Annotated in this window: 19 protein-coding genes and 1 other RNA gene; 11 read left to right on the top strand and 9 right to left on the bottom strand. The window is 53.9% G+C overall.

Translation table 11 applies throughout. From position 1 onward, the window contains the following. The 7 genes from AB7E14_RS06390 to ydiK all read right to left on the bottom strand — a co-directional run. Positions 1–175 (bottom strand): type I 3-dehydroquinate dehydratase (locus tag AB7E14_RS06390; RefSeq protein ID WP_428169406.1); only part of this gene is annotated, 175 nt, incomplete at its 3' end. Positions 176–208: 33 nt separating this feature from the next. Next, positions 209–1,075 (bottom strand): quinate/shikimate dehydrogenase, encoded by an 867-nt coding sequence (gene ydiB / locus AB7E14_RS06385; RefSeq protein ID WP_316962259.1) that lies wholly within the window; start codon positions 1,073–1,075, stop codon positions 209–211. 23 nt (positions 1,076–1,098) lie between these two features. Continuing rightward, a complete protein-coding gene (locus tag AB7E14_RS06380; protein WP_130097616.1) occupies positions 1,099–2,343 on the bottom strand; it encodes an MFS transporter in 1,245 nt (414 codons plus the stop codon). A 246-nt stretch (positions 2,344–2,589) separates the two neighbouring features. Continuing rightward, positions 2,590–3,813, bottom strand: coding sequence for an MFS transporter (locus tag AB7E14_RS06375; protein WP_044328162.1), 1,224 nt, complete (start codon positions 3,811–3,813; stop codon positions 2,590–2,592). Positions 3,814–3,942: 129 nt separating this feature from the next. Next, on the bottom strand, positions 3,943–4,299 hold the full coding sequence (locus tag AB7E14_RS06370; protein ID WP_216082259.1) for a YdiL family protein: 357 nt from the start codon (positions 4,297–4,299) through the stop codon (positions 3,943–3,945). A 195-nt stretch (positions 4,300–4,494) separates the two neighbouring features. Continuing rightward, positions 4,495–4,602, bottom strand: an RNA gene (gene rprA / locus AB7E14_RS06365) — antisense sRNA RprA. Positions 4,603–4,788: 186 nt separating this feature from the next. Then, on the bottom strand, positions 4,789–5,901 hold the full coding sequence (gene ydiK, locus AB7E14_RS06360) for an AI-2E family transporter YdiK (protein WP_044328163.1): 1,113 nt from the start codon (positions 5,899–5,901) through the stop codon (positions 4,789–4,791). Positions 5,902–6,107: 206 nt separating this feature from the next. On the opposite strand from ydiK, the gene ydiJ reads away from it, so the two are divergent. From ydiJ to AB7E14_RS06345, 3 genes are all read left to right on the top strand, one after another. Then, complete coding sequence (gene ydiJ, locus AB7E14_RS06355; protein ID WP_316962260.1) at positions 6,108–9,164, top strand: D-2-hydroxyglutarate dehydrogenase YdiJ; 3,057 nt, start codon at positions 6,108–6,110, stop codon at positions 9,162–9,164. Then, positions 9,161–9,571, top strand: a complete 411-nt coding sequence (gene menI, locus AB7E14_RS06350) for a 1,4-dihydroxy-2-naphthoyl-CoA hydrolase (RefSeq protein ID WP_043000849.1) — start codon at positions 9,161–9,163, stop codon at positions 9,569–9,571. The genes ydiJ and menI overlap by 4 nt, the downstream gene beginning before the upstream one ends. A gap of 99 nt (positions 9,572–9,670) precedes the next feature. After that, complete coding sequence (locus AB7E14_RS06345) at positions 9,671–9,859, top strand: YdiH family protein (protein WP_042282711.1); 189 nt, start codon at positions 9,671–9,673, stop codon at positions 9,857–9,859. A 68-nt stretch (positions 9,860–9,927) separates the two neighbouring features. Here AB7E14_RS06345 and AB7E14_RS06340 read toward each other — a convergent pair whose 3' ends face one another. Next, positions 9,928–10,779, bottom strand: coding sequence for a Vmh family MBL fold metallo-hydrolase (locus AB7E14_RS06340; RefSeq protein ID WP_044328165.1), 852 nt, complete (start codon positions 10,777–10,779; stop codon positions 9,928–9,930). A 123-nt stretch (positions 10,780–10,902) separates the two neighbouring features. On the opposite strand from AB7E14_RS06340, the gene AB7E14_RS06335 reads away from it, so the two are divergent. From AB7E14_RS06335 to ldtE, 8 genes are all read left to right on the top strand, one after another. Continuing rightward, on the top strand, positions 10,903–11,778 hold the full coding sequence (locus tag AB7E14_RS06335) for a LysR family transcriptional regulator (RefSeq protein ID WP_044328166.1): 876 nt from the start codon (positions 10,903–10,905) through the stop codon (positions 11,776–11,778). A gap of 473 nt (positions 11,779–12,251) precedes the next feature. Continuing rightward, on the top strand, positions 12,252–12,620 hold the full coding sequence (sufA, locus tag AB7E14_RS06330; RefSeq protein ID WP_043000846.1) for a Fe-S cluster assembly scaffold SufA: 369 nt from the start codon (positions 12,252–12,254) through the stop codon (positions 12,618–12,620). A gap of 8 nt (positions 12,621–12,628) precedes the next feature. Next, positions 12,629–14,116, top strand: coding sequence for a Fe-S cluster assembly protein SufB (gene sufB, locus AB7E14_RS06325; protein ID WP_044254746.1), 1,488 nt, complete (start codon positions 12,629–12,631; stop codon positions 14,114–14,116). A gap of 9 nt (positions 14,117–14,125) precedes the next feature. Beyond that, a complete protein-coding gene (sufC, locus tag AB7E14_RS06320) occupies positions 14,126–14,872 on the top strand; it encodes a Fe-S cluster assembly ATPase SufC (RefSeq protein ID WP_058587994.1) in 747 nt (248 codons plus the stop codon). Then, positions 14,847–16,118 (top strand): Fe-S cluster assembly protein SufD, encoded by a 1,272-nt coding sequence (gene sufD / locus AB7E14_RS06315; protein WP_316962261.1) that lies wholly within the window; start codon positions 14,847–14,849, stop codon positions 16,116–16,118. Before sufC ends, sufD begins: the two co-directional genes overlap by 26 nt. Beyond that, a complete protein-coding gene (gene sufS, locus AB7E14_RS06310) occupies positions 16,115–17,335 on the top strand; it encodes a cysteine desulfurase SufS (RefSeq protein WP_316962262.1) in 1,221 nt (406 codons plus the stop codon). The genes sufD and sufS overlap by 4 nt, the downstream gene beginning before the upstream one ends. Before the next feature lie 12 nt (positions 17,336–17,347). Then, complete coding sequence (sufE, locus tag AB7E14_RS06305) at positions 17,348–17,764, top strand: cysteine desulfuration protein SufE (RefSeq protein ID WP_058587997.1); 417 nt, start codon at positions 17,348–17,350, stop codon at positions 17,762–17,764. A gap of 97 nt (positions 17,765–17,861) precedes the next feature. Then, positions 17,862–18,857, top strand: a complete 996-nt coding sequence (gene ldtE, locus AB7E14_RS06300) for a L,D-transpeptidase LdtE (RefSeq protein ID WP_044327383.1) — start codon at positions 17,862–17,864, stop codon at positions 18,855–18,857. A gap of 76 nt (positions 18,858–18,933) precedes the next feature. Here the strand turns inward: ldtE and AB7E14_RS06295 are convergent, their stop codons facing one another. Next, complete coding sequence (locus AB7E14_RS06295) at positions 18,934–19,122, bottom strand: major outer membrane lipoprotein (RefSeq protein WP_428169405.1); 189 nt, start codon at positions 19,120–19,122, stop codon at positions 18,934–18,936. Between the last annotated feature and the right edge of the window lies 1 nt (position 19,123).

Raw genomic sequence — 19,123 nt, 5'->3', positions numbered from 1 at the left:
CGGCAGAGGCGACATCGGCGATATGGTCAACGCGCCATTCAATAATGTCGATATGCGCGTCGCGATTGGCCTGCGCTTCTGCGCGGTCGCTGGCGATATCTTTGCCCATCAGCGAGACGATTATTTTTGGAGCCCCTTCGCCAATCACGAGGTTTTTTACGGTTACGGTTTTCATTTAATACCTTTTATCAGTCTTAGTTCCTGGCCGTCAGGCCGCAAACCCCATCACCTGTTTTACGTATTCCAGCGGAAAATCTTTGCCGGTCCACAGTTTGAACTGTTCAGCGCCTTGCCACAACAACATGCCGTAACCATCGATTGTTTTGCAACCGGCCTGTTGCGCTTGTTGCAATAACTTCGTCATATGCGGGTTGTAAACGCATTCGGTAACCAGCAGTTCCGGACGTAGCAGGCTCACGTCACTGACAATCGATTCATTTTCCAGCGGCTTCATGCCGACTTTAGTGCCATTGGTCAGGATATCCGCTGTCGCCAGCGCGTCAGCGAAGGCCTGCTGGTCAGCAAGGTCTGTCACCGTCACCACGCAGTCGGTGTTTTCATTCACCCGCTTAGCGAAGCCCACTGCTTTCTGGAAAAATTCATCATTGCGGTTAAAGAGTTTAATCGCTTTGATCCCCTCAATGGCTGCCTGCGCACCAATGGCCGTGGAGGCGCCACCTGCACCCAGTAATACCATGGTTTTACCCTTGATATCGAAACCACTCTCTTTAATTGCGCGAATGTGACCGGTGCCGTCGGTATTGTAACCACGCAGGTAGCCATCATCATTGACGATGGTATTAATCGCACCAACCAGTTTCGCCGCCGGGGTCAGTTCATCAACAAATTCACAGGCCAGCTGTTTATTGGGCATCGATACGCCGGTCCCGCGCATTTTTAACGCTTTCAGCCCCTCGATAGCGCCAGCGAAGGTGCTGTTGTCGACCTCAAAGGCCATATAGGTAAACGGCAATCCGGCTTTCTCCAGCGCCTTATTTTGCATTTCAGGCGACAAACTGTGTCTGATGGGATAAGCCATTAAGCCGATCAGTTCATATTTCGCGGTTACATCCATAACATGACTCCTTAAATTGTCGCTTAACTTTTTGTTGAGAAATAACGTTCGCCCAGACGGATATCGTTTTGTGGAATATTAAAGACCCGGTAATAGCGAACAAAAACGATAATGCCGGTGATAAAGGCCAGCAGGGCAAAAGCGAAATCCAGTAAAATGATGTATTGCAGGCCGATGGTGGAGAGGTAACCGGTAATCAGCGGAATAACAAAATTCGCGAGGCCGCCCATCATCATATAAACGCTGGTGACTTTGGCTTTGCTCTTCGGAAAGAATTCCGACATCACCGACACGCCCAGTTGTAAAATCCCGCCCGCGGCAGAGAAGCCAATCACAAACGCGCCCGCGTTACACACCAGCGGTGACGGCCAGAGATAAATGACGGCAGCGGTAACGGTGGCCAGTCCGGCATTAAAGACGTTAGCCCAGATGGGGCGAACCATTTTTTTCAGCAGTGCGGCAAAGATAAAGACGCAGACCAGCGAACCCAGGCTGTAATACGTGATGGTTTTCAGCGCATCCGCTTCTTCCATTCCGGCGAAGGCCATGGCGTATTTCGGCATCCAGACCACGATAACGTAAAAGGTGGAAAACGCCGCCACGCCAAACATGACGGAAGCCACTCCTTCAAGCCAGACCAGCGGTTTGCTGTTCATCTGCGGTAACTCTTTAGCGACGCTGGCATCCACCAACTGGCCGGGGAACTGACTGCGCAGTAACATCAGGGTGATCAGTACAAACAGAATGCCAGGAATGATCACGCCATAGCCGTACCAGATGTTGTTGAGCAGCATATAGCCGACCAGCATCGGATAGAGCATCTGTCCGAAGGAGACCATTGCTTTGACGAGGATCACCGCGGAACCTGACGCTTTCGGGAAACATTCCATCAGCGCCGGGTAGCCTCCGGTATCAAGCGCAGAGTTGGCCACGCCAACGCAGACGGCGAGGACAAAGGCCACCATCAGGTTAGGACTGGCAGGGATGCCGAAGAAAAAGAGAATATATAACACGGCACCCAACAAAATGATCGCCCGACGACCGAATTTATCCGACAGGACGCCAAAAAACAGAATACTCACCAGACGACCAAGTCCGATGCCGGAAATTAAATAGGCGATCCCTGCGCTGTCGGTAGAAAACTTCGCGGCGAGTGAGGTCATATTTTGCGCCAGCGTAATGACGCTAATACCGTGGAGAAAATAGCTGAGATAAATACAGATGACCGCCAGGAAAAATGGCGTGCTGAAAGCCTTATTCTGTGACATTTTTTCAAAACTCCTTGCCGGTTAATTTAATTCTGCTTTCGCCAGCGTTTTTATATCCGGCGATTTTTTATTAATATACGATGGTGAAACGACATGAACTACATAACATGACGTTTTCGTTACCAGGTATATTGCAGACGAAAGTGTGAAAACCCACCTATCCTGCGACGTTTAATTGTTAATAACGGCGTTAAACAAACTATATTGCAGTCAGTGATAAGAATATTGCATTCGGCGGATTCAGCCTTATTCCGCCACCGGTGACATCATCAATTGACGTTTCGTTTCGAGACGGCTGCGGTAGCCAATAAATAGCGCCAACAAGAACCCCACGGCGGCAATACCGGTATCGAACCACATAATATCGGCGATGCTCCTTTGTGAGAGATGGGCCGTGACCAGCGGGATCGTAAAGGTAGCAATGCTGCCCGCACTGTAATAAATGCCGGTGGCTTTCCCTTTGGCATACGGAAAGCGGGCGGCCATCAGGGTCAGACCGATTTGCACTACGCCCCCGGCTGATGAAAAGCCGATCACAAAGGCAAAGACGATCACGACATACATCGTGGGATGCAGGCACACCGTCAATAGCGCGACAAACGAAACAAAAGTGTACAGCATCAGCAAGGTGGTTGAACGCACCGTTTTGCGCACCAGCGGGGCGGTAATCAAAACGCAAAGCAGCGAACCGCAGGTGTAGATACTCAGCAGTTTGATCGACAGGGTATACGACATCCCGGCGACAAACTGACCATACTGCGCCAGCCACTGGCTGATGAGATAAAACGTCGCCATCGAGATGTAGCCGTACAGCGTATAGCTGGCAAGGTCGATAAATGCGCAGCGATGTCTTTCAGCCGGGCGCTGGCGCGGTTCGTGTGTCGGTGCGACCGGCGCGAGGCGGCGTCCAGGATGCGGTGGAAAGGCGCAGCGCAGTAAAAACAGACCGTTAACCAGCATGATGGCGGCGGCAACGATAAATGACCAGCCAAACCACAGTTCTGCCCAGACGAGCAGACTAATGATGATGGGCAGTAAAAACTGTCCGCCAGAGACAAACGCCTTAATCAGAATGTTGGCGGTGCTCGGCGAAGAGGGAAAGGCTTCCATCAGGCTGGGATAGGTCCCGGCGTCCAGGAAACTGTTCGCCATGCCCGCGAGGACGCCGAACGCATAAGCGATGATGATATTATGGGTCGTCAGAATACCGAAAAAGAACGTCACATAACAAAGCATCCCCAGAATGATGAAGGGGCGGCGGCCAAACCGATCGGATAATAATCCGGCGCAAAACAGCACGCTTAAGCGCCCGATGCCTAATGAGGAGATCACGACAGACACCCCAGCGGCATTGGTCTGCCACTGTTGTTCGAGCGATGCCATGTTGAGACTCATCAGGATGACTCCCATACCGTGCACCAGGTAATTGAGATACAGCCCCATCGCAGTGGGGAAATAGTGATTTTTCATGATGCCTGCTCAGCGAAATAGCTAATGATTTTCCCTGGTACGGGTTAAATACCCGTGCCTTAAAAGTACAATGAGTCTCTATATTTGAAGTTTCTTAGTATGAATCGCCAGTGGCAGGAAATATGTGGTCTAACACAATCGTTCCAGGTCGTGGGCATAGAGTTCGGCAGCAACGGATTGATAAATCTTCCAGTCAAGAAAACTGCCATCACGATAGACCGACCGAAAATCGGTTAAATCAGAAAAGAAACGCATGGTATTATTACCAATGCGATTGTTTATCTTCTCTATAATAGCATTAATACGTAATTTTCTTTTTCTACGCATTTCCAGCAGCGTTTCAGTAATGGCGGGAGGGAGTTCACATTCGCCATTTTCCCACCTCTGCCAGTCGGCGGCATTATAATCTGGCGCAATCCACGATACGCACTCTTCAATGGTCATTGCAAAAACATGACGTAATGCCTGTAGCTCATAAGCGTTCATCATTGAATGACCTCATATTAAAAAACAGTAAAGCATAAATAACATTATCAGGCTGATTTCGGCGTGAAGAGAGTCGCAGTATCTTGTGCAATATTATTTGTTATCGGCATGTGAAAAGGGGGGATTCCCCTGGAAAAAAGAGGGATACAGGCGGAGGGAAGGATTATTGTGCGGTAAGACAGCCACAATGTCAGGATAAAAAAAAGCCCATCGTGGGAGATGGGCAAAGACTACACACAGCAATTCGTTGTTTCACTCAGGGGATTTCCATACTTATAAATCAATGTCTTGATCTATAACCGTGAGCTAATAATAGGGTATGGGGTGTTTTAGCGTCGATCAGATTCGTCTCAATAGTTTAAAGACTGTAAAGAATTTGCGACACAAATCAGGGACAACGAAGCGGAAACAGGAAAGACAGAGGCATCGCGCTACACTATTGATTAGCTGTGCTAAACATTCAGGCGACCGCAGTCGCCTGCTATCATGCTATTTTTTAAGGTTTTCGATTTCACCCAGTTCTTCGAGGATCTCTTCAGGTTCGCTGGTCGGCACAGGCGCTTCGTTAACCCACGCCGAGAATAGCCGCCAGGACACCGCCAGCAGTACCGGACCGATAAATAGCCCAATCATGCCAAACGCAATCAGGCCGCCAATAACGCCGGAAAGGATCAGGATCAGCGGCAAGTCTGCGCCCATACGAATCAGCATCGGGCGAATCACGTTATCCAGTGTCCCCACCACGCAACTCCAGGCCAGCAGCACGCTACCCCAGGTCGTATCGCCGCTCCAGTAAAGCCAGATAATGGCCGGAATCAATACCGGTAACGGCCCCAGTTGAACCAGACAGGAGAGGATCATCACCACGGAGAGCAGTGTGGCATAGGGTACGCCGGACACGGCCAGACCGATGCCGCCCAACACCGCCTGTACCAGGGCAGTGACAACCACGCCCAGCGCCACCGCGCGGATCGCCTGGGCGGCCAGCAGCATCGCTGCGTCTCCGCGTTTTGCTGCCAGGCGGTAGGCAAAATGACGAATACCCAACGCCACCGTCTCTCCACGCCAGTACAGCAGGGCGCTGAATAACAGCATCAGGCCGCAGTGCATCATAAAACGACCGATGTGAGCGGCCTGACCGACAAACCAGGTTGTTGTGGTACCGATGTACGGGCGAACCTTCGCCATAATCGCCGTACCGCCCATATCCAGCAGGTTATGCCAGCCGGCATACAGTTTGGCGCCGACCAGCGGGATGCTGTTCAACCAGGCCAGGTCCGGCAACGTCATATCCCCGCTCGTGACGGCGTGGATCAGCGGTCCGCTACCGTCAACGATACTGTTGACCAGCAGGGCAATCGGGATCACAAACAGCAGTACTAATAAAAGTGTCATCACCAGAACCGCCAGCGAACGGCGGCCCCAGAGTAATTTTTGCAGGCGCAGTAGAACGGGCCAGGTCGCAATGACGATCGTCCCGGCCCAGGCAAAGCCCAGAATAAAAGGTTGAACAATCCAGAGACACGCCACAATCATGATGGCTAAAAACAGCACCGACAGCAGCACTTGTGCGATATCCCTGGGCTGACGAATATTGACCATAAACTCTTTTCACCTATGTAGTGCGTCAGATCGTTGACGCGACGCGACCGCTCGAAACACGTCTCATAATGATGAGCAATTTCAGCGGTTTTTGACAGGCGGATTCTGCCAGTATTTCTGTTGGGTGTATTAGAAAAAAATGTGATACAACAATAAGCAAACGATTAACTCCCACAACACACAGACCGCAGGAAAGGGTCACGATAATGATTCCACAAATTTCTCAGGCACCCGGCGTCGTTCAGCTGGTGCTCAATTTTTTGCAAGAGCTGGAGCAACAAGGATTTACCGGCGATACGGCAACCAGTTATGCCGATCGTCTGACAATGTCGACAGATAATAGTATCTATCAACTTCTCCCCGATGCCGTGGTTTTCCCTCGTTCAACGGCTGATGTGGCGCTCATTGCCCGCCTGGCGGCGCTGCCGCGCTTTGCCTCGCTGATTTTCACGCCGCGCGGCGGCGGTACCGGCACGAACGGACAGGCGCTCAATCAGGGCATCATTGTCGATATGTCCCGCTATATGAGCCGCATCATCGAAATCAACCCGGAAGAGGGCTGGGTGCGGGTGGAAGCGGGGGTGATCAAGGATCAACTGAATCAGTATCTGAAGCCGTATGGCTATTTCTTTGCCCCGGAACTGTCCACCAGTAACCGGGCAACGCTGGGCGGGATGATTAATACCGACGCCTCCGGACAGGGTTCTCTGGTCTACGGGAAGACATCCGATCACGTGCTGGGGGTGCGGGCCGTGCTGCTGGGCGGCGATATTCTCGACACGCAGCCGCTGCCGGTCGCACTGGCGGAAACGCTCGGTCAGAGCAACACCACGATTGGTCGTATCTATCGCACTGTGTTTGAACGCTGCCGCGATAACCGTCAGTTAATTATTGATAAATTTCCCAAACTGAACCGCTTCCTGACGGGCTACGATTTGCGTCATGTATTTAACGATGACATGAGCGAATTCGATCTGACCCGTATTCTCACCGGCTCGGAAGGGACGCTGGCGTTCATTACGGAAGCGCGACTGGACATTACGCCGCTGCCGAAAGTGCGTCGACTGGTGAACGTGAAATACGACTCTTTTGACTCCGCGCTGCGCAATGCGCCGTTTATGGTGGACGCGCGCGCGCTGTCGGTGGAGACGGTTGATTCAAAAGTGCTGAACCTGGCGCGTGAAGACATCGTCTGGCATTCAGTGAGCGAATTGATTACCGATGTCCCGGACAAAGAGATGCTCGGCCTGAACATTGTCGAATTCGCCGGGGATGATGAAACAGTTATCGACGCGCAGGTGGCTTCCCTGTGCGAACGGCTTGACGAACTGATTGCCCGCGAAGAGGCGGGCGTGATTGGCTGGCAGCTATGCACTGAACTGGCGGGCGTTGAGCGTATCTATGCCATGCGTAAAAAAGCGGTGGGCCTGCTGGGTAATGCGAAAGGGGCGGCAAAACCGATTCCCTTTGCCGAGGACACCTGCGTACCGCCGGAACATCTTGCTGATTACATCGCGGAGTTCCGCGCGTTGCTTGATGGTCACGGTCTGAGCTACGGCATGTTCGGTCACGTTGACGCCGGGGTGCTGCATGTGCGTCCCGCGCTGGATATGTGCGATCCACAGCAGGAGGTGCTGATGAAGCAAATCTCCGATGAAGTGGTGGCGCTGACGGCAAAATATGGCGGTCTGCTGTGGGGGGAACACGGCAAAGGTTTCCGCGCTGAGTACAGCCCGGCGTTTTTCGGTGATGAACTTTTCGCGGAACTGCGGAAGATTAAAGCGGCGTTCGATCCGCAAAACCGGCTGAATCCGGGGAAAATATGTCCGCCTGAAGGCATCGACGCACCGATGATGAAAGTCGACGCGGTCAAACGCGGCACCTGGGACCGGCAAATTCCGCTGGCCGTGCGCCAGACCTGGCGCGGCGCGCTGGAATGTAACGGTAACGGTTTGTGCTTTAATTTCGATGCGAAGAGCCCGATGTGCCCATCGATGAAAATCAGCCTCAATCGTATCCACTCACCCAAAGGGCGTGCGACGCTGGTGCGCGAATGGTTACGTTTGTTGGCGGATCGCGGTGTCGATCCGGTGCGACTGGAAAATGCGCTGGCAAGTAAACGACCCAGCCTGCGTTCTCTGATCGCGCGTACTCGTAACACCTGGCACGCCAACAAGGGCGAGTATGATTTCTCGCATGAAGTAAAAGAGGCGATGTCCGGCTGTCTGGCCTGTAAGGCGTGCTCGACGCAGTGTCCGATCAAAATCGATGTGCCGGAATTCCGTTCGCGTTTCCTGCAACTTTACCATACCCGCTACCTGCGTCCGCTGCGTGACCATCTGGTGGCGACGGTTGAAACCTATGCGCCGTTGATGGCCCGGGTGCCGAAAACCTTTAACTTCTTTATTAATCAGCCGCTGGTGCGCAAGCTGTCCGCAAAGCATATCGGCATGGTCGATCTGCCATTGCTCTCGACGCCGTCGCTGCAACAACAGATGGTCGGGCATCGATCGGCGAACATGACGCTGGAACAGCTTGAAGCGCTGTCGGATGCGCAGAAAGCCAATACGGTGCTGGTGGTGCAGGACCCGTTTACCAGCTATTACGATGCGCAGGTGGTGGCTGATTTCGTCCGTCTGATTGAGAAGCTGGGGATGCAGCCGGTTCTGTTGCCATTCTCGCCAAACGGTAAAGCGCAGCACATTAAAGGATTCCTGACCCGCTTTGCGAAGACCGCCAAAAAGACCTCTGAGTTTTTGAACCGCGTGGCAAAACTGGGGATGCCGATGGTCGGTGTTGATCCGGCGCTGGTGCTCTGTTATCGCGATGAGTACAAGCTGGCGTTAGGCGACGCGCGCGGCGATTTCCACGTCCAGCTCGCCAATGAGTGGCTGGCAACCGCGCTGGCTTCGCAGGAACCGCGCGAGGTTAGCGGCGAATCCTGGTATTTCTTTGGCCATTGTACCGAAGTGACCGCGCTGCCCGGCGCGCCCGCGCAATGGGCGTCGATCTTTGCCCGCGTTGGCGCGAAGCTGGAAAACGTGAGCGTGGGCTGCTGCGGCATGGCCGGTACTTACGGTCATGAGGCGAAGAACCATGCGAGTTCGCTGGGCATTTATGAACTGTCATGGCATCAGGCGATGGAACGGCTGCCGCGTAGCCGTTGCCTTGCAACGGGATATTCCTGTCGCAGCCAGGTGAAACGGGTTGAAGGCACGGGCGTGCGTCATCCTGTACAGGCATTACTGGAGATTATTGGATGATCTGGAAACGTGAAGTGACCCTCGACGCCCTCAATGCGATGGGTGAAGGCAATATGGTCGGCCTGCTGGATATTCGCTTTGAGCATATCGGCGACGATACGCTTGAAGCGTCAATGCCCGTCGACGGACGCACGAAGCAGCCGTTCGGTCTGCTGCACGGCGGCGCTTCTGTCGTGCTGGCAGAAAGCATCGGCTCGGTTGCCGGTTATCTGTGCACCCAGGGCGAGCAGAAAGTGGTGGGGCTGGAAGTTAACGCTAACCATGTTCGCTCTGCGCGGGAAGGGCGGGTGAAGGGGATCTGTAAGGCGATTCATACCGGCGCCCGTCATCAGGTCTGGCAGATTGATATCTATGATGAGCAGCAGCGACTGTGCTGTACTTCGCGGCTGACCACGGCAGTTGTGTGACGTTGTCACCAAAAAAGTGTGATCAGTATTGCTTTTGGTCATAATCTGCACAGCGAAAGGTGATATACTGTGCAGGTTTTGACCATAAGCGAGGATGATATGACTAGCCAACTAGACCCGGCCCAACTGGCAATTGAGTTTTTACGTCGTGATAAAACAGAGCTTTCTCCAGCCCAGTATCTCAAAAGACTGAAACAACTTGAGCTGGAATTTGCCGATTTACTGACGCTCTCTTCCACTGAATTAAAAGAAGAGATCTACTTTGCCTGGCGCCTTGGCGTTCATTGATTCAGCGATCGTTAACGTAAAAAGAACCCGACATTCGTGTCGGGTTTTTTTGTTCCTCACTGGCGGTATTACCACGCCATCTCGCCCGAATTCACTTTCGCGCTCAATTCCAGCGAACTTTCCTCTGCCAGTCCCGGCCACGCCGCTTTCATCGTTTTAATGACCCAGGGCGAACCTTGCTTCGCCGCCAACGCCTGTTCGAACGATTGCAGATAATCCTGCGTGAAGCGGATGGCCCGATCGCCTTCAGGGCGCTCACCAAGGTAATGACCCGGAATAACCTGTGCAGGCTTTAGACTATCCATTTCAGTCAGAACATGACGCCATGATGCGCGTTGCGCTGGTGTCTGGGTGTCAGCGGTCCAGACGTGAATGCCTGACGCCACGCCCGTGCCGCCGAGAATGGTCCGGTTCGCTGGCACCCAAACATAGGCCGCGTAATCACTGGGATGACGCAGTTCCAGCGTTTCACCATCGATGCGAAAACGCGTTTCTGTGGTTGCCTGCGGGACGGTCAGCGCCGTTGGCGCCCCCTCTTTCATCTGGGGTCCCCAGTACTGCAACTTAGCCTCTTTGGTGGCGCGAATATGCTCAACAACCTGTGGCGTGGCCAGTACCTTCGCGTCAGGAAAGGCTTTCACAATCGGCTGCAGGCCGAAATAGAAATCCGGATCGCCGGAGGTAATCACGATGGCCTTCAGCGTCTTGCCACGGGATTTAATCATCTCCACCAGCTTTTCACCGTCTTTAGTGCTGAACTGCGCATCAAACAATATCGCTTCCGTCGGACCGGATACTAACGTTGAGGAGACAGGGAAAATGGCGTTCTCCTGCGGGTTATAGACGTCAAGTTGCAGCGGCGCGGCAAACAGGGGGGAGGCGACAGCAGGCAACAGCAGGGCCAGCAGTTTACTTTTCATGAGGAATAGCCTTATGCAGATGAAATGGTCTTGTGTGTGGCCTGTATTTTAAGGGAATTGAGATCTGTTAGAATTCCCGTATCAGAACATGCTGAGTTTCATAAAACGATCGGATGGGTGGCGATGGACAGAGTGATGGCGGCGACGGTATTCAATCATATCTGCGATTTAGGCAGTCTGAGTGCGGCGGCGCGGGCACTGGGTCTCTCCCGGCCGATGGTGAGCCGCTATCTTGATGAGATGGAGAAATGGGCCGGGGCGCGGCTGATTCATCGCACCTCTCGCAGGCTGACAATTACCCCCGCCGGGGAGGAGGCGCTGGTGAAGACGCGAACGCTGGCACAGCTCTCACAAGCGATTGGCGCGGCGTCGGCGGCAGATATTCCCAGCGGAACGCTACGCGTCGCCTGCGCGCACTTTACGGCAATGCATATTCTCGCCCCGATGCTGCCGGGATTTTTAGCGCGTTATCCCGAACTGCGCATTGAAGTTGAGATAAACAATCAGCCAGTCAGTCTGGTCGGTGAACGTATTGATGTCGCCATTCGCATTACCGATAACCCGGAGCCTGGCGCGATTGCCCGTCGGCTTGGCGATTGCGAATCGGTTCTCTGCGCATCAGAGGCGTATTTGCGTCAGCACGGCACCCCACAGACGCTGGAGGATCTCACTCAGCATAACTGTCTGTATTACAGTGGGTTTGCAGGAAAATCGTGGCACTTTCTCAACGAGCAGGGCGAGGCGGTCTCGGTGGCGATCAAGGGGAATTTGAGTGCCGGGATCTCGTCTTTACTTTGTGAATCCGCGCTGGCAGGCATGGGGATAGCGCTGGTACCGGAAAAAGAAGCGCGTGAAGGATTGGCTCAGGGACGACTGGTTCGCCTGCTACCAACCTTGCAACCCCGACGCCTTGCCGTGTACGGCCTGTATCTTTCCCGTGAACATCAGCCCGCCGGGCTTCGGCTGTTTCTGGAGGCGATCCAGACCGCCATGCCGTAAAGCCCATGAATTGATCTGACGTATAAAACAGCAGATAGCAATTTGTGTTAAAAATGACCTTTACCGATATGAGACTATTCTTATCGCCCCTTCAAGAGCTAAGCCATCATGAGTGCCGGAGATAAGCGCCGGATGGGGCCGGAACCCTTAGGGCTGTTACTGACAACCTTAAGGGTTTTGTTTTTCTGTGCTTTCACGCTTCTCACGTCATTCCTATCCCTGAAATAGTCATTTTCTATACATCTTTACTGTTTTGACCAGTCCGGTCGATGACAGACGCTAAAGTCATTATTAATCAGTAAATTGAACAAATTCATCCATTCCTTTTAACCCACGTGGCAGGGTCTATGCTTAATAAAAGCGGTCAAAACAGGTGAAACACCGTAATGCCCCTGCTGTTGAGGGGTTGAAGTGAGAATCGTTATCACTAACATGGTGTTATAGCCTGATGGCTCACTATGCGAGGTAACCCTATGGAATTGCATTCAGGAACATTTAATCCGGACGATTTTGCCTGGCGCGGATTGACGCTAACCCCGGCGGCAGCGGCCCATATTCGCGAACTGGTCGCAAAGCAGCCGGGTATGCTGGGCGTGCGCCTGGGCGTTAAACAGACGGGATGCGCGGGTTTTGGCTATGTGCTGGATACTGTCAGCGATCCGGAAAAAGACGATCTGCTGTTTGAGGTTGAAGGCGCGAAGCTCTATGTCCCGTTACAGGCGATGCCGTTTATCGACGGCACGGAAGTGGATTACGTCCGTGAAGGATTAAACCAGTTATTCAAATTTCATAACCCGAAAGCCCAGAACGAATGCGGCTGTGGCGAAAGCTTTGGGGTATAGGCGGTACTATGTCTCGTAATACTGAAGCAACTGACGATGTCAAAACCTGGACCGGCGGCCCCCTGAATTATAAAGAGGGTTTCTTTACCCAACTGCAAACAGACGAGCTGGCGAAAGGGATCAACGAAGAGGTGGTGCGCGCCATTTCGGCCAAACGTAATGAACCGGAGTGGATGCTGGAGTTTCGCCTTAATGCGTACAGAGCGTGGGTTGACATGCCGGAGCCGCACTGGCTGAAGGCGCACTATGAGAAGCTGAATTATCAGGATTACAGCTACTATTCCGCGCCGTCGTGCGGGAATTGCGATGAGACCTGCGCTTCTGAGCCGGGGGCGGTCCAGCAAACCGGGGCAAACGCCTTTCTCAGCAAAGAAGTTGAGGCTGCGTTTGAACAGCTTGGCGTACCGGTACGCGAAGGCCGTGAAGTCGCGGTGGATGCCATTTTTGACTCCGTCTCCGTTGCCACCACTTATCGTGAAAAACTGGCGGAGCAGGGGATCATTTTCTGCTCCTTTGGTGAGGCGATACACGATCATCCTGAACTGGTGAAACAGTATCTTGGCACCGTCGTGCCCGGGAACGATAACTTCTTCGCCGCGTTGAATGCCGCAGTCGCCTCTGATGGCACCTTTATCTATGTGCCGAAAGGCGTGCGCTGTCCGATGGAGCTTTCAACCTATTTTCGCATTAACGCCGAAAAGACCGGGCAGTTTGAACGCACGATCCTGGTGGCGGATGAAGGCAGCTATGTAAGCTATATCGAAGGCTGTTCCGCACCAGTGCGCGACAGCTATCAGCTGCACGCGGCGGTCGTGGAAGTCATTATCCACAAAGACGCCGAGGTGAAATACTCCACCGTCCAGAACTGGTTCCCTGGCGATAACAACACCGGCGGCATTCTGAATTTCGTCACCAAACGCGCGTTGTGCGAGGGTGAGAACAGCAAAATGTCATGGACCCAGTCGGAGACGGGGTCAGCCATCACCTGGAAATACCCCAGCTGTATTCTGCGCGGCGACAACTCCATCGGCGAATTTTATTCGGTGGCGTTAACCAGCGGTCATCAGCAGGCGGACACCGGTACCAAGATGATCCACATCGGCAAGAACACCCGCTCGACCATTATTTCTAAGGGGATTTCCGCCGGACACAGCCAGAACAGCTACCGCGGACTGGTCAAAATTATGCCGACCGCCACCAATGCCCGTAACTTTACCCAGTGTGACTCGATGCTGATTGGCGCCGACTGCGGAGCGCATACCTTCCCGTATGTTGAATGCCGCAACAACAGCGCGCAGCTGGAGCACGAAGCGACCACCTCACGGATTGGTGAAGATCAGCTGTTCTATTGTCTGCAGCGCGGTATCAGCGAAGAAGATGCGATCTCAATGATCGTCAACGGGTTCTGTAAAGACGTGTTCTCCGAGTTGCCGCTGGAGTTTGCCGTCGAAGCACAAAAACTTTTAGCCATTAGCCTTGAACACAGCGTCGGTTAAGGAAGAAACATGTTAACGATTAAAGATTTACAGGTCAGTGTGGAAGAAAAAGCCATCCTGCGTGGGTTGAACCTTGAGGTTCGTCCGGGGGAAGTGCATGCCATTATGGGACCGAACGGCTCCGGGAAAAGTACGCTTTCTGCGACGCTGGCAGGGCGTGAAGATTACGAGGTCACCGGCGGGTCGGTGATGTTTAAAGGCAAAGACCTGTTGGAGCTGGCGCCAGAAGAGAGAGCAGGCGAAGGTATCTTTATGGCCTTCCAGTATCCGGTGGAAATCCCCGGCGTCAGCAATCAGTTTTTCCTGCAAACAGCGCTCAATGCGGTGCGTACGTATCGCGGCCAGGAATCGCTTGATCGCTTCGATTTTCAGGATCTGATGGAAGAGAAAATCGCGCTGCTGAAGATGCCGGAAGATCTGCTAACCCGCTCGGTAAACGTCGGTTTTTCCGGCGGCGAGAAGAAGCGGAATGACATTCTGCAAATGGCGGTGCTTGAGCCGGAACTGTGCATTCTCGATGAATCGGACTCCGGGCTGGATATTGATGCCCTGAAAGTGGTTGCCGATGGGGTCAACTCACTGCGTGACGGTAAGCGCTCGTTCATTATTGTCACCCACTATCAGCGCATCCTTGACTATATCAAGCCGGATTTTGTCCACGTCCTGTATCAGGGACGGATTGTGAAGTCTGGCGATTTCACGCTGGTCAAACAACTGGAGGAGCAGGGATATGGCTGGCTTACCGAACAGCAGTAATGCGCTGCAACAATGGCATCACCTGTTTGAAGCACTGGGTGAGACGCGTTCTGAACAGGCACAACAGCATCTCCAGCAGGTTCTGCGTCTGGGGCTGCCAACGCGCAAGCATGAGAACTGGAAATACACACCGCTGGAAGGACTCAGCAACAGCTTGTTCGTCAGTCGTTATGCCGATGTTTCCCCGGCGCAGCGCGATGCGTTAGCGCTTAACGTGGAGGCATTGCGACTGGTGTTTGTCGACGGGCAGTTCAACCCGACGCTCAGCGACAGTTGGGAGAACAGCGGTTTTGAGGTGGCGATCAACGACGAGCGCCAGACCCTGCCGGTCGCGGTACAACCGGAAGTGTTTTTGCATCTCACCGAAAGCCTGGCGCGTAGCGTGACCCATATTCGCGTTAAGCGTAACCAGCGCCCGGTAAAACCGCTGCTGTTGATGCACATCACCCAGGGCGTATCCGCAGAAGAGGTGAACACGGCGCACTATCGTCACCATCTTGAGCTGGCGGAAGGGGCGGAGGCGACGATTATCGAGCATTACGTCAGTCTGAATGATGCCCGACATTTCACCGGCGCGCGCCTGACCATGAACGTGGCGGCAAACGCGCACCTGCATCACATCAAGCTGGTATTTGAAAACCCGCTCAGCCATCACTTCGCCCATAACGATATCTTGCTGGCGGCAGACGCGTCGGCGCACAGCCACAGCTTTCTGCTCGGCGATGCGGTGTTGCGTCACAACACCAGCACACAACTGAACGGCGAGAACACGATCCTCAGGATCAACAGCCTGGCCATGCCGGTGAAAAATGAGGTCTGCGATACCCGCACATGGCTTGAGCACAACAAAGGCTATTGCAACAGCCGACAGTTGCATAAAACCATCGTCAGCGATAAGGGGCGGGCGGTATTTAACGGGCTGATTAACGTTGCCCAACACGCGATCAAAACGGACGGGCAGATGACGAACAATAATCTGCTGCTCGGCAAGCTTGCAGAAGTGGATACCAAACCGCAGCTGGAAATCTACGCTGATGACGTGAAGTGTAGTCACGGGGCGACGGTAGGGCGTATTGACGATGAGCAGATGTTCTACCTGCGCTCGCGCGGGATTGCTCAACGGGATGCACAACAGATGATCCTTTATGCCTTTGCCGCAGAACTGACGGAAGCGCTGAGCGACGAGGCATTGAAACAACAGGTGCTGGCGCGGATCGGCCAACGTCTGCCGGGAGGCGTAGCATGACATTTCCCATCGACACAGTACGTGCGGATTTTCCAGTCCTCACGCGCGAAGTGAATGGTCTGCCGCTGGCGTATCTCGACAGCGCCGCCAGCGCGCAAAAACCGGCGCAGGTGATTGACGCGGAAGCTGAGTTTTATCGTCACGGTTATGCGGCGGTGCACCGGGGGATCCACACCCTCAGCGCTCAGGCCACCGAAAAAATGGAGAATGTGCGCAAGCTGGCATCGCTGTTTATTAACGCACGCTCTGCGGAAGAGCTGGTGTTTGTGCGCGGTACAACGGAAGGCATTAACCTGGTCGCCAACAGTTGGGGGCCAGAGAACGTCCACGCGGGCGATAACATCATCATCAGTGAGATGGAGCATCATGCCAACATCGTGCCGTGGCAGATGCTGTGCGCGCGGGTGGGCGCTGAGCTGAGGGTGATCCCGCTGAACGCCGACGGCACATTGCAACAGGAGATCATACCCACCCTGTTTGATGAGAAAACCCGGCTGCTGGCGATAACGCACGTCTCTAATGTGCTGGGTACGGAAAACCCTGTCGCCGAAATGATCGCGCTGGCGCATCAGCATGGCGCAAAGGTGCTGGTGGACGGTGCGCAGGCGGTGATGCACCACCCGGTAGACGTTCAGGCGCTGGACTGCGATTTTTACGTCTTCTCGGGTCACAAGCTGTATGGCCCGACCGGTATTGGTGTGCTCTATGTCAAAGAGGCGCTGTTGCAACAGATGCCGCCCTGGGAAGGGGGCGGGTCGATGATCGCCACCGTCAGCCTGACGCAGGGGACGACCTGGACGAAAGCGCCGTGGCGCTTCGAAGCGGGGACGCCGAATACCGGCGGGATTATCGGCTTTGGCGCCGCGCTGGAGTATGTTTCAGCGCTGGGACTGGTGGCGATTAACGAATACGAACAGAACTTAATGCACTATGCGCTGGAGCAACTGAAGGCGGTGCCGGATCTCACGCTGTACGGTCCCAGTGACCGTCTGGGTGTGATTGCCTTTAATCTCGGCAAACATCACGCCTATGACGTCGGCAGTTTTCTCGATAATTACGGGATCGCCGTGCGGACCGGACACCATTGCGCGATGCCGCTGATGGCTTTTTATCAGGTGCCGGCGATGTGCCGGGCGTCGCTGGCAATGTATAACACCCATGAAGAAGTGGATCGCCTGGTGACAGGCTTGCAACGAATTCACCGCTTACTAGGGTAACAGGGAGGCACTATGGCTGCGCTGCCGGATAGAGAAAAATTGTTGCGTAATTTTCAGCGTTGCGCTAATTGGGAAGAGAAGTATCTGTACATCATTGAGCTGGGACAGCGATTGCCGGAAATATCCGCAGCGGACCGTTGTCCTGAAAATACGATTCAGGGATGTCAGAGTCAGGTCTGGATAGCGATGCGCCAGAATGCGCAAGGCGTTATTGAGCTGCAGGGCGACAGTGATGCTGCCATTGTGAAAGGACTGATTGCGGTCGTCTTCATTCTGTATCACCAGATGACGGCTCAGGATATCGTGAATTTTGATGTGCGGCCGTGGTTTGAACAGATGGCGCTCGCGCAGCATCTCACGCCGTCTCGTTCGCAGGGTCTGGAAGCGATGATTCGCGCGATCCGTACCAAAGCAGCAACGCTTAGCTAAACTCAATAGACAGCTTTCATCCTGTCAGGTAAGGCAGCCGGCTGTCTTACAGGATTATCAGCATTCTGGCCATGCCAGTGAATACAGGAGGTTGGGTATGAAACGCGCGTCTCTTATCACTCTAATGCTTATCGGCGCTTACAGCGCCATACAGGCTGCCTGGGCGGTGGATTACCCCTTACCGCCAGCAGGCAGTCGTCTTGTTGGGCAGAATCAAACGTATACGGTGCAGGAAGGCGATAAAAACCTGCAGGCCATTGCCCGTCGTTTTGATACTGCCGCGATGCTTATTCTGGAGGCAAATAATACCATTGCGCCTGTGCCAAAGCCGGGCACCCTGGTAACGATCCCGTCACAGCTATTGCTGCCCGATGCGCCCCGAGAAGGCATCATTGTTAATCTGGCTGAACTGCGGCTGTACTACTATCCGCCGGGCGAAAATATCGTCCAGGTCTATCCGATCGGTATTGGTTTACAGGGACTGGAAACGCCGGTGATGGAAACCCGCGTTGGGCAGAAAATCCCGAATCCGACCTGGACGCCAACGGCAGGCATCCGTAAGCGCTCTCTGGAGCGAGGCATTACGTTGCCGCCGGTGGTCCCCGCCGGGCCGAATAACCCGCTGGGGCTCTTTGCACTGCGTCTGGCGCACGGTAATGGCGAGTATCTCATTCATGGCACCAGTCAACCAGACAGCGTGGGTCTGCGCGTCAGTTCCGGCTGTATCCGGATGAATGCCCCGGACATCAAAGCGCTGTTCTCCCAGGTCCGCACGGGAACGCCGGTGAGAGTGATTAATGAACCGGTGAAATATTCCGTGGAGCCGAGCGGACTGCGCTACGTTGAGGTCCACCGACCACTGTCGCCGGAAGAAGAACAAAACGTACAGACGATGCCGTATGTGCTGCCTGCCGGGTTCAGCCAGTTTAAGGCGATGAAAGAGGTGGATGACGCTCTGGTGGATAAAGCGTTGTATCGTCGCGCGGGTTATCCGGTGGCGGTCTCTGCCGGGCAAACGCCAACGGTTGAAGCTACACCTGCTGTTCAGTCAGCGCAAAATGGATCAGTACAGGAAGAGACGCAGACGCAGTAGTGAGAGTAGCGGGAAGGAAGAACGTGAGACAAAAAAATGGCGCACAATGTGCGCCATTTCTATTACACAGGTACTATTACTTACGGTATTTAGTAGCCTGGTTGTCCAGACGCTGGTTAGCGCGAGCTGCGTCGTCTTTAGCAGCCTGAACGTCGGAACGCATTGCGTTCACGTCGTTGCTCAGCTGGTCAACTTTAGCGTTCAGAGTCTGAACGTCAGAAGACAGCTGATCGATTTTAGCGTTGCTGGAGCAACCAGCCAGCAGA

Origin of the sequence: Citrobacter sp. (genome assembly GCF_050252275.1) — a bacterium.
GTDB classification, from domain to species: Bacteria; Pseudomonadota; Gammaproteobacteria; order Enterobacterales; family Enterobacteriaceae; genus Citrobacter_A; species Citrobacter_A amalonaticus.
The sequence above is the reverse complement of the archived record's forward strand: the minus strand, read 5'-3'. Positions and strand labels throughout refer to the sequence as shown.